This window comes from Glutamicibacter sp. BW77 (genome assembly GCF_002332285.1).
Taxonomy (GTDB): domain Bacteria; phylum Actinomycetota; class Actinomycetes; order Actinomycetales; family Micrococcaceae; genus Glutamicibacter; species Glutamicibacter bergerei.
The window spans coordinates 23267-36005 of the sequence record NZ_NRGT01000051.1; the positions used below are offsets into that span (position 1 = coordinate 23267).

16 protein-coding genes are annotated in these 12739 nt (G+C 55.2%); 13 read left to right on the forward strand and 3 right to left on the reverse strand.

What is annotated here, in order from left to right; translation table 11 throughout:
- The first annotated feature begins 119 nt into the window (after nucleotides 1-119).
- From CIK74_RS07235 to CIK74_RS07250, 4 genes are read left to right on the forward strand one after another with little or no spacing between them, the layout of a single operon-like run.
- On the forward strand, nucleotides 120-1052 hold the full coding sequence (locus tag CIK74_RS07235; protein WP_096255129.1) for an ABC transporter ATP-binding protein: 933 nt from the start codon (nucleotides 120-122) through the stop codon (nucleotides 1050-1052).
- A complete protein-coding gene (locus CIK74_RS07240; protein WP_096255131.1) occupies nucleotides 1052-1882 on the forward strand; it encodes an ABC transporter in 831 nt (276 codons plus the stop codon). Before CIK74_RS07235 ends, CIK74_RS07240 begins: the two co-directional genes overlap by 1 nt.
- A 36-nt stretch (nucleotides 1883-1918) precedes the next feature.
- The gene (locus tag CIK74_RS07245; protein WP_096255133.1) at nucleotides 1919-3208 is read left to right on the forward strand and encodes a sensor histidine kinase; all 1290 of its coding nucleotides are present in this window, start codon (nucleotides 1919-1921) and stop codon (nucleotides 3206-3208) included.
- A 3-nt stretch (nucleotides 3209-3211) separates the two neighbouring features.
- A complete protein-coding gene (locus CIK74_RS07250) occupies nucleotides 3212-3913 on the forward strand; it encodes a response regulator transcription factor (RefSeq protein ID WP_096255135.1) in 702 nt (233 codons plus the stop codon).
- Between the two features lie 61 nt (nucleotides 3914-3974).
- Here the strand turns inward: CIK74_RS07250 and CIK74_RS07255 are convergent, their stop codons facing one another.
- On the reverse strand, nucleotides 3975-4388 hold the full coding sequence (locus CIK74_RS07255; protein ID WP_096255137.1) for a lipopolysaccharide assembly protein LapA domain-containing protein: 414 nt from the start codon (nucleotides 4386-4388) through the stop codon (nucleotides 3975-3977).
- Between the two features lie 232 nt (nucleotides 4389-4620).
- On the opposite strand from CIK74_RS07255, the gene CIK74_RS07260 reads away from it, so the two are divergent.
- The 8 genes from CIK74_RS07260 to rplI all read left to right on the forward strand — a co-directional run bounded on the left by CIK74_RS07260 (nucleotide 4621) and on the right by rplI (nucleotide 11328).
- A complete protein-coding gene (locus tag CIK74_RS07260) occupies nucleotides 4621-5883 on the forward strand; it encodes a M18 family aminopeptidase (protein ID WP_240520484.1) in 1263 nt (420 codons plus the stop codon).
- A gap of 139 nt (nucleotides 5884-6022) precedes the next feature.
- Nucleotides 6023-6574 carry an LURP-one-related family protein gene (locus CIK74_RS07265; protein WP_096255141.1) on the forward strand — a complete coding sequence of 184 codons (552 nt, stop codon included), beginning with the start codon at nucleotides 6023-6025 and terminating at the stop codon, nucleotides 6572-6574.
- A 165-nt stretch (nucleotides 6575-6739) separates the two neighbouring features.
- Nucleotides 6740-7231 (forward strand): helix-turn-helix domain-containing protein, encoded by a 492-nt coding sequence (locus tag CIK74_RS07270; RefSeq protein ID WP_096255143.1) that lies wholly within the window; start codon nucleotides 6740-6742, stop codon nucleotides 7229-7231.
- A 120-nt stretch (nucleotides 7232-7351) separates the two neighbouring features.
- Nucleotides 7352-9442: an acyltransferase family protein gene (locus CIK74_RS07275; RefSeq protein ID WP_096255145.1), complete on the forward strand. Its 2091-nt coding sequence runs from the start codon at nucleotides 7352-7354 to the stop codon at nucleotides 9440-9442.
- A gap of 175 nt (nucleotides 9443-9617) precedes the next feature.
- Nucleotides 9618-9914 carry a 30S ribosomal protein S6 gene (gene rpsF / locus CIK74_RS07280; protein ID WP_096255147.1) on the forward strand — a complete coding sequence of 99 codons (297 nt, stop codon included), beginning with the start codon at nucleotides 9618-9620 and terminating at the stop codon, nucleotides 9912-9914.
- A gap of 54 nt (nucleotides 9915-9968) precedes the next feature.
- Nucleotides 9969-10550 carry a single-stranded DNA-binding protein gene (locus CIK74_RS07285; protein WP_096255149.1) on the forward strand — a complete coding sequence of 194 codons (582 nt, stop codon included), beginning with the start codon at nucleotides 9969-9971 and terminating at the stop codon, nucleotides 10548-10550.
- 62 nt (nucleotides 10551-10612) lie between these two features.
- Nucleotides 10613-10852, forward strand: coding sequence for a 30S ribosomal protein S18 (rpsR, locus tag CIK74_RS07290; protein WP_026820365.1), 240 nt, complete (start codon nucleotides 10613-10615; stop codon nucleotides 10850-10852).
- A 17-nt stretch (nucleotides 10853-10869) separates the two neighbouring features.
- Nucleotides 10870-11328 carry a 50S ribosomal protein L9 gene (rplI, locus tag CIK74_RS07295; protein ID WP_096255151.1) on the forward strand — a complete coding sequence of 153 codons (459 nt, stop codon included), beginning with the start codon at nucleotides 10870-10872 and terminating at the stop codon, nucleotides 11326-11328.
- A gap of 71 nt (nucleotides 11329-11399) precedes the next feature.
- Here rplI and CIK74_RS07300 read toward each other — a convergent pair whose 3' ends face one another.
- Nucleotides 11400-11783: a hypothetical protein gene (locus CIK74_RS07300; protein ID WP_096255153.1), complete on the reverse strand. Its 384-nt coding sequence runs from the start codon at nucleotides 11781-11783 to the stop codon at nucleotides 11400-11402.
- Between the two features lie 9 nt (nucleotides 11784-11792).
- Complete coding sequence (locus CIK74_RS07305; protein ID WP_096255155.1) at nucleotides 11793-12095, reverse strand: PadR family transcriptional regulator; 303 nt, start codon at nucleotides 12093-12095, stop codon at nucleotides 11793-11795.
- A 213-nt stretch (nucleotides 12096-12308) separates the two neighbouring features.
- Here CIK74_RS07305 and CIK74_RS07310 point away from each other — a divergent pair, with 213 nt between their 5' ends.
- Nucleotides 12309-12641, forward strand: a complete 333-nt coding sequence (locus CIK74_RS07310; protein WP_141392897.1) for a helix-turn-helix domain-containing protein — start codon at nucleotides 12309-12311, stop codon at nucleotides 12639-12641.
- Nucleotides 12642-12739: the final 98 nt, after the last annotated feature.

The window sequence follows — 12739 nt, forward strand, 5'->3', positions numbered from 1 at the left end:
TGTGCGCCTATAGGTGCACTTGTTGGCGCCTCAGCACGGTTGGCTCCACCTTTGGAGTGAGGGTCAAGATCAGCACTCGGGTCGGTGTTTTTGCTGACCAAGTTTTTTATGCTGGACATATGATTCAGGCACAGCAGCTAACCAAGAAATACGGTGCAAAAACCGTAGTCGACAACGTGTCGTTCACGGTCCAGCCGGGGATGGTGACCGGATTCCTCGGCCCTAACGGCGCCGGCAAATCGACCACCATGCGCATGATCGTAGGGTTGGCCAAGCCAACCGCCGGGCAGGTCGCAGTCAACGGCAATAATTTTCGCTCATCAAAGCATCCATTGACCGAGGTGGGGGCCTTGCTCGAAGCGAAATCGGTGCACAAGTCGCTTACCGCCCGCACCCACTTGCGGGCTATGGCAGCCACCGGGGGTATCTCGAGATCTCGTGTGGACGAGGCGTTGGAACTGACCGGTTTGAGCCAGTTGAACCGGAAGAAGGTCGGCGGCTTCTCACTGGGTATGGGTCAACGTCTGGGCATTGCCTCGGCGTTGCTCGGGGACCCACAGGTGTTAATCCTTGATGAACCGGTCAACGGACTGGATCCCGAGGGTGTCGCCTGGGTGCGTAACCTGGCTCGCCAGCAGGCAGCCGAGGGGAAAACGGTTTTCATCTCCTCGCACCTGATGAGCGAGATGGCGCAGACCGCCGATCACCTGATTGTTATTGGTCGTGGGCGGATCCTTGCCGATGCGCCGATCAGTGAATTTATTGATGATGGATTGCGTCAGACCATTGTGCGCTCGTCGAATCTGGATCCGTTGATGACGGTTCTCGCAGCCGATGGTGTGCAATTAACCCGACTGGATTCCACCACCTTGCGTGTGGCTGGTCCGGACTCGGAATCGATTGGACGCCGGGCTTTGGAAAGCGGAATCGTGCTCAGTGAGCTCCGACCACTGCAGCGCACGCTCGAAGACGCTTACATGGAATTGACCCGCGACGAGGTCGAATACAAGTCCCAAGTTCAGCACGACGCAGTCGCCGGAGGCACCCACTAATGAGCACTCACCTCGCAACCCCAAGCACTGGCAAAGTCACCTTTGGTGGCGTGCTGCGTTCGGAATCGATCCGATTCTTTTCGCTGAATTCCACCCGCGTCCTGATCCTAGTGGCGGTTGTACTCAATATGGGTATTGCCGTGCTGGGTGTCTGGGGCGTTGGTTCTTTCGCCAGCGAAGCCCCACCGATGGCCGGGGTGCCGGATATGACGAGCCCCGAATTTACTGCGGAACTGCTGGGCTCAGGCCTAGCCTTCTCGCAGCTAATCCTCGGTGTTCTCGGTGTGCTGCTGATGAGCGGCGAATTCACCACCGGCTCGGCTGTCAGTACCTTCCTGGCAAGCCCACAACGACTGCGTGTGCTGGGAGCCAAAGCATTACTCATCACCATCCTCAGTGCGCTCGTCCAACTGATTAGTAGTGTGCTGACCTATCTGGTCTGCTTGCCGCTAGCAAAGAACTACAACATGAAGTTGGACTTCTTCGCAAGTCACTTCCAAAACGTGCTTTGGTACGGTGCGCTCGCGGTAGTCATGGCAGCCCTGATTGGTTTGGCGCTGGGAGCAATCCTGCGTAACTCCGCAGGCGGCATCACCTCTTTGGTGGCCCTGTTCTTCGTACTTCCAATCGTCACCGGACTGCTGACTATGCTGGCAGACTGGGTGCAAAATGTTGTCCAGTTCCTCCCGGACCAGCTGGGCATGTCACTGGCTTTGCCGCAGTCCTATCCAAGCGATCTTGAACTGTGGCAACAGCTAGTTGGCGTAGCCGGTTGGACGCTGATCCCGTTGATCTTAGGTGCCTGGTTGCTTAAGGCCCGCGACATCTAAAAAATTGAAACACCGGATCAAACTAGACTGGATGATATGAGCCAAACATCGCTGCAGGAGCCGGTAGTCTCCTTCGACGAGCTGGCGGCCAAGCGGATGGGTCGGGTACGTAGATACCTGCGTACCCATCCGCGTGTGGTCGTTGTGGGGACCGTAGTCATTTACTTTTTCCTGGCGTTGCCCAACACCGTCATGATGGCCTACCTGCCTAATGTGCCACCGGCCTTGTATTTGTTACTGACCGTAGCTATTGGTCTGGCACTGTTGTGGCGGCGCAAGGCTCCACTGACGGTGTTATGCGTCATCTTCGTCCTTGAGTTTGTTGGCATATTACTTGCCGGCCAAAGCGGCGGTATGGGTGGCGTGGGAATGGCCATCGTCCTGTATTCGGTGGGCACCAGTTATTCTGGACGGCGGGCGATTCCCATTGCCTTGCTTGCAGGTTGTTTCCAACTGTTAATGATGGTGCTGATGGGCTACCCGGACCTGACCGATCTGACGGTGGAATCGGACGCGGAGAATATTGATGACGCGGCGGCCTCCGGGATCCTCATCGGTATTACCGGTGGCTTCCTGATCGGTATTTATGCTGCTGCTGCGGCCATCGGCACAAATATTCGTAACGCTCGCATCCATGAGGCCGAATTGAATCACTGGGCCTCCCAAGTTTCACGGCTCGCCCAGGTCCAAGAACGAAACCGTATTGCCCGCGAAATGCATGACGTGGTGGCTCACTCACTGTCGGTGATGATCGCTTTGTCTGAGGGTGCCCGTGTGGTGGGACGACGCGACCAAGAACGTTCCGAACAGGTACTCAAGGAACTATCGGGGACCGGACGTGCGGCCCTGTCTGATATGCGACGTATGCTCGGGGTACTACGGCAAAGCGAAACCGAAGAACTTGAACTGAAACCTACCGGCGGTAGCTTGGATCAGATGCTCGAGGGATTCCGTGTGGCAGGTTTGCCACTGACCTTTACGTATACCGGTGAGCCGCTTCCAGAAGATACAACTTTTCAGTTGACGGTCTTCCGCATCATCCAAGAATCTCTGACTAATTCATTGCGCTACGCTCACAATGTCAGCGATGTGCAGGTGCGTATGGAACGTTGTTCCAGCCAGGTGCGAATCGAAATTATCGATGACGGTGACGCAACCAGGGTACCGAGCGTGGGCACCGGCCAAGGACTACGTGGCATGCGTGAACGGGTTGCCCTCTTTGGCGGAACGGTGAACGCCGGCCCAGTGGCCCAAGGTGGCTGGATCGTGAAAGCTACCCTGCAAATGCCAGAACATTCCAACGAACATTTAGCCATCAAGGAGTAGCTCATGGAAGAAATTATCAAGGTGTTGCTGGTTGATGACCAGCCACTGCTACGCATGGGCTTCCGACTAATTCTTGAGGGCGAAAACGATATGCACATCGTGGGTGAGGCCGCCGATGGGTTAGAAGCACTCACGCAGACCGCGGCCTTGGCTCCAGACGTCGTGCTCATGGACGTGCGCATGCCAAAAATGGATGGGCTGGAGGCGACCGAACGGATCGCTAAACAGTACCCGGATACGAAGATCATCATCCTGACGACCTTTGACCTAGACGAGTACGCCTTTTCTGGATTGCAGGCAGGTGCCAGTGCCTTCCTACTCAAAGATGTTGCACCCGAAGAACTTGTCTCCGCGGTGCGCCTAGTAGCCTCGGGTGACGCGGTGGTAGCACCGCGCGTGACAGCCCGACTGTTGGAAACCTATGTGCGCCACGGTGCCAAGGGACATCCCGCAAAGACTGCCGACCCCCCGGAACGCGATCCACTGCTTGATGACCTGACTCCGCGCGAACAGGAAGTTCTGCGGGCCTTGTCCGAAGGACTATCAAATGCCGAAATTGCGCACCGATTTTTCCTCTCCGAGGCAACTGTTAAAACCCATGTTCGCCGGATTCTGACAAAGCTGCACTTACGTGATCGAGTGCAGGCAGTGGTTTATGCCTACGAAACCGGGCTGGTCATCCCATCGCAGGGCCTGGACTTCTAGACTTTAAACAAGAAACGCTGCTGACCGGCCTTCATCGGGTCCGGGCAGCAGCGTTCATACTTTAACGACGCTTCTGTGCCTTGCGGTCTTTTCGTGCAGTGGCGCGTAACTGAATCACGCGGGCGGCACCGACTGCCGCGATCAACAGGCCGCCGGCAACCGCTGCGATAAACAGGGCCAGACCAAGATTTACCTGACCTTCATAGGTAAAGTAGCGCAGCGTCACCTGGTCCTGGTTCTGCGCAATAAAAATGATCAGCAGCACCAGAACAATAAGTCCCAGAACGGACGCAGTCCAGATCCGACCTAGTTTGGTCGCTGGTAACTTGGACTCTGGTTCGGGCGGCGGGGTCTGGGACTTAGTTGGCTTCTCAAGCGGTGCGGTAACTGGCTTGACGCTGGTAGCACCGTCTGGATCTGACGTTGCTTCGTGTCCAACCGGGAGTTCGTCTGGTGTGTGAGGAGTCGATGCCATGATTTCACTCGTTTCCTAGTTGGCTACTTTCTGTCAGCATGCTTGTAGATGTCCTACTACGTCAAGCTCGACACTCAGAAGCTTCGTTGATGAGACATTTTAAGTTCAAAGCGGAGACGATTGCACCCCTTAAAGGCCGAAAAATACTAAGCTGGGAAAAGCTCGGCAGTTCAGGCCGACACAGCAACCTGATGAAAGAAGTGAGCACCCAGTTATGGCACAAGCCGCAGCAATGGCACACATTGCAGACCTGGCCGAGTACGTAGCGACCTCCCCTTCCAGCTTCCACGCGGTGGCTAGCGCCGCCAAACGCTTGGACGCGGAGGGATTCACCGCCTTGGATGAAAGCGCAGCATGGAATTTGAGCTCAGGCTCTTACTATGTTGTGCGAGATGGTGCGATCATCGCTTGGGTGCAACCCGAAGCCGCGACAGCAACCAGTGGGTTTCACATTCTTGGAGCCCATACCGACTCACCTGGCTTTAAACTTAAGCCAAAGCCGACAACCGGATCTAACGGTTGGTGGCAGGCAGGCGTCGAGGTATACGGCGGACCGCTGCTCAACTCCTGGTTAGACCGAGAACTAGTGCTCGCAGGCCGTCTGGTCTTGCGTGACGGATCGGTTCACCTGGCTCAGACCGAACCGCTGCTGCGTATTCCACAACTGGCTATTCACCTTGATCGTCAGGTTAACGACGGCCTGACCCTCGACAAGCAGACTCACACCAACCCAATCTTCGGAGCCGGTGATCTGGCTGATGCCGACATTTTGGGTATTTTGGCGGCCTCCGCTGGTGTTGATCCGACGCAGGTCGCAGGCTACGACGTGCTGACTGCCCCGGCCCAACGCGGAGAGGTCTTCGGCCATGGCAAGGACTTCTTTGCCAGCTCGCGGCTGGATAACCTCACCAGCGTGCACGCAGGGCTAATTGCCCTGACTAATCATTCGCGCACCCCATCGGGGCAGCGCATCGCGATGCTCGCGGCCTTTGACCACGAAGAAATCGGTTCGGCTTCACGCTCCGGTGCTAGTGGACCATTCTTGGAAGAGATCTTGGGACGAATCCAGGCATCCTTCGGTGCTAGTACGGAGGACAACGCTCGTGCGATGGCCGCCTCCGTATGCCTCTCGGCTGATGCTGGACACGCGGTACACCCGAACTATCCGGAACGTCACGATCCGGCTAACCGCCCACAGCTCAACGGCGGACCGTTGCTGAAGATCAACGCGAACCAACGATACGCAACCGACGCGGTAGGTGCTGCAGCTTTTGCGAACTGGTGCGAGAACGCAGGGGTTCCATACCAAGAATTTGTTTCGAACAACCAGGTTCCTTGTGGTTCAACCATCGGCCCGCTGACCGCTACCCGTTTGGGTATCCGTACGTTGGATGTCGGCGTCGCGTTGTTATCGATGCACTCGGCTCGCGAGATGTGCGGTGTGGATGATCCTTGGTACCTCTCCAAGGTATCCCGCGAGTTCTTCGGAGAATAAGCGTCACGAAAAGCCGAAAGGAGCCCAGAAGCTTTTGAACCTGGGCTCCTAAAGTTTCGGAACTTAAGACGACTAGCGGAACTACACGTACAAAAGTATTACTCGGCTTGTCGAAGTTCTGGATGGCATAATCGCTTGCATGTCGATCTTCAATCAGGACGTTCTCGTTTTTCAGCAGACTAAGAATATTTCGAAAAATGATTTTGCCATCTTAGATGGTTCCGGTGGGCAAGTTGCCCATGTTGAAACCGGAGGAAGTGCGCTCGGACGTATGTTTGCTGGCGCGCGGCAACTGACAGTATTTGACGGACCGGACAATCCGGTCGTTCAGGTCAAGGACACCATGACTATGGGTCGCGACCGTTTTGAAATTCTAGACGGGCAGAGCGTTCCGTTGGCGAGTCTGGTCAAGCGCGTTACTTTCTTCAAGACACGAGTCACCATTTCCATGCAGGGCGAAGAGCTGGATTTGCTCGGTAGCGTATGGGACTTTAATTTCCAGATCACCGGTTCCACCGGAGAGATGGCCAGCGTTACCCGTGAGTGGTCGGGGATGGGCAATGCGTTATTAGGTAAGTCCACCTACGCACTGCAGATCGCTTCCCATCTAAATGTTGGGCAACGTCAGGCGGTCATCGGATCGGTACTCGCTTTGGATCTAATCCGGGAGAAACAAAACCGTAGCTCGTAGAGTCACTCTCTGAGAACCAAGGAACATGCCTTCGAGGGCATATGTCTTTCTTGTCCGGTAAATAGACTGAAAACCCCGTAAAGTCAAAGGTGTCGGCTTGTTGTCGGGTGAGTGTCGGGGTCATGTCGTGGTGCTTACGTGTCTGCCGCCAGTAGTGTCACTTGCATGAATGAATCACGGATTGCAGAACTTCGCCGCGCTAAAGGTTGGACGCAAGAACGTCTGGCTACGGAAAGCGGCATCACTGTTAGAACTGTTCAGCGGCTCGAAGCCGGCAGCGATGCCAGCTTGGAAACAATCTCGCTGATCGCTAAGGCGTTGGACGTGCAGGTTGGTGAACTTTTTATCAGCGTGCAGACCCCACACTTCTCAGAAGCCGTCGACGGATTAGAAACTCGTACACGAGTTGATCAAGAGCGTCGAGATTCTGCCACCCAGGGAATAGTCCTAATATTTCGAGGGCTGGGAATACTGGTCACTTTCGCAACCCTGATTCTCGCCACGGTTGGACAATTCGGCTGGTACATCTGGTTGCTCATACCTGTCTATTGGGGAGTGGGCCGGTTACTGCTCGAAGCGGTCTTCCGATTGCGCATAGATCCCAAATTTGATGCCAAATATCCGCTCTCCTCGGCAAATAGAAAACTTTTGGGATAGTTCTATTCAGGTATTCCTCGTGGCGCATGTCGGATACCCACGAGTTTCCCACTTGTAGTTTTGCTTGCGGATGCCCGGTGATTACCTGCTGTTCACCGGGAACTGGTCTGATCAAAGAACATGAGTTCAGCACCGGCAAACATCAAAAATTTCAGGCCCGAAATTCAGGCGCTACGCGCCTTAGCGGTCCTGCTGGTGGTTGCTTACCATTTAGAGCCAGGTGTGCTCCCAGGTGGGTATATCGGCGTGGATATCTTCTTCGTCATTTCCGGTTTTCTGATCACCTCACATTTACTGCGCGAAGCACAACGCACCGGAACGGTGAATCTTGCCTCGTTCTTTGCCGGCCGAGCACGCAGAATCTTGCCCGCCGCGATGCTGGTCATTGTTGTTGTGGTTGTTGCCGGACTACTGATTCTGCCTAAGACGCTGTGGGGGACTCTGGGGATTCAAGCGCTCGCCTCCGCCTTTTCCGTGCAGAACTGGGTGCTCGCAGCTGATGCGGTTGATTATCTGGCCGCCGAAGAAGCCGCCGGTCCACTTCAGCATTTCTGGTCACTCGGAGTCGAAGAACAGTTTTACCTTTTCTGGCCATTGATAGTGCTCGTCGTCTGTGTGCTGGTTAAGCAAAATTTTCCGGGCCCACGAACTGACCGGTTTGCTTCCCGACGGCGGGTCATATTTCTCAGCTTTATGATTATCGCGCTGATCTCTTTGGGCTACTCGATCTACACGGGATACTCCGGTGATGCTGCCGGATATTTCATCACCACCACCCGCATCTGGGAGTTAGCCGTTGGCGGACTGCTCGCTGTACTGATGGATGCACACGCAAACGGATCTTTCACCCTTCCCCGATGGACCAGTTCGGCGGCTGTGCGAAATACTCTGGTGCTCATTTCCTTGGTCTCGATTCTGGGCGCTGCGCTGACCTATGATGCGCAGACGGTGTTCCCCGGAATTGCCGCAGCCCTACCGGTGCTCAGCTGTGTGGCAATTATTATTGCGGGCAATACTCGTGGGCTTGGTTCTTTGCACTTACTGGTTCAGTGGAAACCGGTGCAATGGATCGGCTTGGCTTCCTACTCGCTCTATCTCTGGCATTGGCCACTGATCGTCTTTGTCACCCATCTTCTGGGTCATGATCCAAACCCGATTCAAACGCTGGCCCTGTTGGCTGGGTCGTTGCTCTTGGCCTGGGCGAGCTTGAAGTTTGTTGAGTCGCCGGCACGGCAATTTAAGCCGTTAGCCGGCTCGGCGAAGCTTTCGCTGGTTGCCGGTGCAGCAGCGGTTGCAGTAGTGGCAGGAACTGCACTCATACCTGGTATCGCGCAACGAGAAAGCATCGAAAAGGATCAGCAGGCAGTCGCCCAGCTAATCCAGGATCCACCGGCAGGTTTTGGTGCCGCTTCGGTGGGCTCCGGAGCTCCGGCATACCTTCCGGAGACCACGCAGATCATCCCGGTGCCTGCCACGGCCGAGGATGATCAACCGGATTTGGGTGAGTGTGTCCAGGATCCGCAATCAACGCAGATCAAAGAATGCGAATTCGGGAGCAAAAACGCCAGCTTCACGGTGGCGCTGGTCGGCGACTCCCACGCAGCTCACTGGTTCGAAGCGTTAGCCGAACATGCCAAAGAGCGGGGCTGGAAAGTTGTCACGTACTTGAAGAACTCTTGTCCGTTTAGCGCTACGGAACGCACCGCAGAACGCGACGGGGGCATCAACTGCGCCGAAGCCAACAAGCAGACTCTGGAGAGGCTTAAAAGCAGGGACGATATAAACGCGGTGGTTGCTGCGAACTGGGCCGGAGCCAGCTTTGTGGCAGACGCTGCGCAAGGTTATGCGCAGCAGTGGAGCAAACTAGAAGATGCCGGTTTGCCAGTGTATGCGGTGGTTGATACTCCGCGGCCGCCCAAGGATGAATATGCCCGTGATTGCGTGGAAGAACATTCGGCAGAGCCCGAGGCTTGCAGCTTCGATAAAGCGGTAGCTTTCGAATCGGGGGACGTCACCAAGCAGGCGGCGAAACACGAGCCCCGGGTGAAGGTCTTGGATTTCAGTGATCAATTTTGTATCGACGAGCGCTGTCCGTCGGTGATAGGCAATGTGCTGGTCTACCGGGATAAGCACCACATCTCCGATACCTACATGCGCACTCTGGCCACAGTGTTTGGGGAACGTCTTGAATCGGCGATGAATGCTCAATGAAATTCAGTGCATGATCTAGGACACCTAGGGTTCTGTCATTGCACTTATCTCGGGTAGGATTGGAAGGTCTGTGCTACTGCACGCCCGAAACTTGGGTGCCGCGGTGCATGGATAACGCAAGAACCTCCTGTTGCGGAAATGCCGCGACCGTTTAGCCCAAAGGAGGTGGGTTCACATGCGTGCTTATGAACTTATGGTCCTCATCGATCCAGAGGTCGATGACCGCACCGTAGAGCCAACTCTCGAGAAGTACCTCGAAGTTGTTCGCTCAAACGGTGGAACGATCGACAAGGTCGATATCTGGGGACGTCGCAAGATGTCTTACGAGATCCAGAAGAAGGCAGAAGCCATCTACATCGTGGTGAACTACACCGCGGATCCAGCTACTTCGTCCGAGCTTGAGCGTCTGCTCAAGATCAACGAGCTGATCCTGCGTCACAAGGTCACCCGTCCGGAAGAGGCTCGCGTTTAATTACGCTTGCACTTTCGTTGTACGACAAACGTTCATTCTGACTAAGGAGAGTCAATGGCAGGCGAGACTGTTATTACCGTTATCGGAAACCTGACCGCCGATCCGGAGCTGCGTTTCACGCCGTCCGGTTCAGCCGTAGCGAACTTCACGATCGCTTCGACTCCTCGCACCTTTGATCGCCAGTCCAATGAGTGGAAGGACGGGGAAGCCCTGTTCTTGCGCGCATCGGTATGGCGTGAGGCTGCAGAGAACGTTGCGGAGACCTTCACCAAGGGCATGCGAGTCATCGCCCAGGGTCGTCTGCGCTCACGTTCGTATGACACCAAGGAAGGCGAACGTCGCACCGTCATGGAGCTCGAGGTCGATGAAATCGGCCCGTCGCTCCGCTTTGCGTCCGCCAAGGTAACCCGTACCCAGCGCTCCGGCGGTGGCCAGGGCGGCTTTGGCAACAACGGTGGCGGTGGAGGATTCTCCAACGCTCCGCAGCAAAATGCCCCACAAGCACAGCCGCAGCAACAGCAGCAGCCACAGCAGGGCGGCGGATGGAATGCTCCATCCAACGACCCGTGGAGCACCGGCGGTAACAACGGCGGCGGTGGCTGGGGCAACCCAGGCAGCGACGAACCACCTTTCTAAAAAACTATTTATTCACCATCCCGCAGATCTCTCTGCGGGCTCCAAACCTAAGGAGCTCCACGATGGCTAAGGCTGAAATCCGTAAGCCCAAACCAAAGTCCAATCCCTTGAAGGCCGCTGACATCACTGTCATCGACTACAAGGACGTAGCGTTGCTGCGCAAGTTCATTTCTGATCGCGGAAAGATCCGCGCTCGTCGCGTGACCGGCGTATCGGTTCAGGAACAGCGCAAGATCGCACAGGCTATCAAGAACGCACGTGAAGTAGCCCTGCTGCCTTACTCCGGCGCTGGCCGCGGCTAAGGAAGAGGGGATATAAAATGGCAAAGATCATTCTGACTCACGAAGTATCCGGTCTGGGTGCTGCAGGCGACATTGTTGAGGTAAAGAACGGCTACGCCCGTAACTACCTCCTTCCACGCGGGTTCGCACTCGTATGGACCAAGGGTGGCGAGAAGCAGGTTGAGTCCATCAAGGCTGCTCGCGCTGCTCGCGCCGTAGCAAACCTTGAGGATGCTCAGGCACTTGCTTCGAAGCTGAAGTCCCAGCCGGTGAAAATCACCATGAAGGCTGGCACCAACGGCCGCCTGTTCGGCACCGTGAAGACCGCAGACATTGCTGCTGCGGTTGAAGCTGCTGGCCTAGGCAAGATCGACAAGCGCAACGTTGAGGTCAACGACCACATCAAGTCGACTGGCAACTACACCGCAACCGTTCGCGTACACGAGGACGTTGTTGCAAACCTGAAGCTTCAGGTTGTTGCTGCAGCCAAGAAGTAAGTCTTTTTAGACTCACCTCTGTTCAAAGGGTGATGCATTCTCCGCAAGGGGAGTGCATCACCCTTTGACGTTTAACGACTCTTGCGCGAACGTGCGATAGCGCGTGAGAAATCAATGATGATCCCCAGCGCTACGAATCCGAATGCAGGTAGCCACGTGACTGCCCAATTACTCATGCTCCCGGCAGTTCGGTCGCGAAGGATAAGTTGCAGCAGTGGCCACAAGATTCCCAGGACCACTCCGATGATCATGAATGTTTGGTGGCCCTTGGGGGTAGCTTTCTTGGGAAAGGAATCCGCATATTCGTCGGGGCTTCCGAAGCTAGCTGTAGCTTCGTCGTAGTTGCTGCTCTCTGCTTCAACTTCGCGCACAATGTCACGAATGGTGGCGACGTCCAGATTCCGTAGTGAGAGATTAAAACGAAGCTCGGCGAGATAGTCTTTAGTGCTTTTCATCGTTTTCTCCTAGGTTATCTGGCGTAGCCAGGTTCGAACTTCTTGCAGAGTTGTTTGGCCTTGACTGGTGATCCTGAAGGTCTTGCGTGCTGGGCCGCGGTCGGTGATTTCCCATTCCGAGACGATATCTCCGGACTCTTCCATCACTCGCAACAATGGGTAGAGGGTGCCGCTTTTGATCCCTGTGAGACCATGTTCTTCGAGTTTGGATAGCAATGCATAGCCATGTGCTGGCTCATTCATTAGCTGATTCAAGATGATCACCGGTAGCGTTGAGCGCTTTACCTGATGAACTGTCTTATTCGCGTTCATGCCTTAAGTATGATTCATACATATTCAAGTTCCAATACTACTTTCGGATGACATCTGAGACTTTGCTCAAGTCACCTTTGCTTCCTAAAGCCCTGCGGAGAGGCGTAACCGCGCATTGGGTCATTGTTCATTCAAATGACCCCCGCCAAGGCCGTCACAATCATTGGGAAATGCGCCGGTCACACCTAATCTCAGAGATGAGAGTAGCTAGCTTTGAACAATGAAAGAACGGTGGAACACATGGGCTTTGCTTTTGCGGATCCGGATGTATTAACTGAGGCCCAGCGTGAGGCTGTTGCCGAACATCGACGTTCGGTGAAGATTGAGTCTCGCAAGCTCTCGCTGCGCGAAATGCGCGAGGACGCGCAGCTGAGCCAGGTGGAGCTTGCAACATCCCTGAAGCTCAGCGTAGACCGGGTTGCACGTATGGAAGCCGGGGATCTGGACCGCGTGCAGGTGGCAACACTTCGGCGATATGTTGAAGCGATGGGTGGCAGGCTTAAGGTAAAGGCCGTTGGTGAAGCAATTCACGTGGACCTTGGATAAGTAAACAAGGCGGGTCAAATTACTGCATATTAGCTGTCAAGGCCAGACCGGTCAGCGCAAATTGAAGACAGCTCGTCGCTAAAACTCTGAACTCTCGT

Coding starts and splice junctions, on each gene's coding strand:
- CIK74_RS07300 (WP_096255153.1), bottom strand. CDS start 11,783: ATGAAAAGCACTAAAGACTATCTCGCCGAGCTTCGTTTTAATCTCTCA.
- CIK74_RS07275 (WP_096255145.1), top strand. CDS start 7,352: ATGAGTTCAGCACCGGCAAACATCAAAAATTTCAGGCCCGAAATTCAG.
- CIK74_RS07245 (WP_096255133.1), top strand. CDS start 1,919: ATGAGCCAAACATCGCTGCAGGAGCCGGTAGTCTCCTTCGACGAGCTG.
- CIK74_RS07265 (WP_096255141.1), top strand. CDS start 6,023: ATGTCGATCTTCAATCAGGACGTTCTCGTTTTTCAGCAGACTAAGAAT.
- CIK74_RS07305 (WP_096255155.1), bottom strand. CDS start 12,095: ATGAACGCGAATAAGACAGTTCATCAGGTAAAGCGCTCAACGCTACCG.
- rplI (WP_096255151.1), top strand. CDS start 10,870: ATGGCAAAGATCATTCTGACTCACGAAGTATCCGGTCTGGGTGCTGCA.
- rpsR (WP_026820365.1), top strand. CDS start 10,613: ATGGCTAAGGCTGAAATCCGTAAGCCCAAACCAAAGTCCAATCCCTTG.
- rpsF (WP_096255147.1), top strand. CDS start 9,618: ATGCGTGCTTATGAACTTATGGTCCTCATCGATCCAGAGGTCGATGAC.
- CIK74_RS07240 (WP_096255131.1), top strand. CDS start 1,052: ATGAGCACTCACCTCGCAACCCCAAGCACTGGCAAAGTCACCTTTGGT.
- CIK74_RS07250 (WP_096255135.1), top strand. CDS start 3,212: ATGGAAGAAATTATCAAGGTGTTGCTGGTTGATGACCAGCCACTGCTA.
- CIK74_RS07255 (WP_096255137.1), bottom strand. CDS start 4,388: ATGGCATCGACTCCTCACACACCAGACGAACTCCCGGTTGGACACGAA.
- CIK74_RS07285 (WP_096255149.1), top strand. CDS start 9,969: ATGGCAGGCGAGACTGTTATTACCGTTATCGGAAACCTGACCGCCGAT.
- CIK74_RS07270 (WP_096255143.1), top strand. CDS start 6,740: ATGAATGAATCACGGATTGCAGAACTTCGCCGCGCTAAAGGTTGGACG.
- CIK74_RS07235 (WP_096255129.1), top strand. CDS start 120: ATGATTCAGGCACAGCAGCTAACCAAGAAATACGGTGCAAAAACCGTA.
- CIK74_RS07260 (WP_240520484.1), top strand. CDS start 4,621: ATGGCACACATTGCAGACCTGGCCGAGTACGTAGCGACCTCCCCTTCC.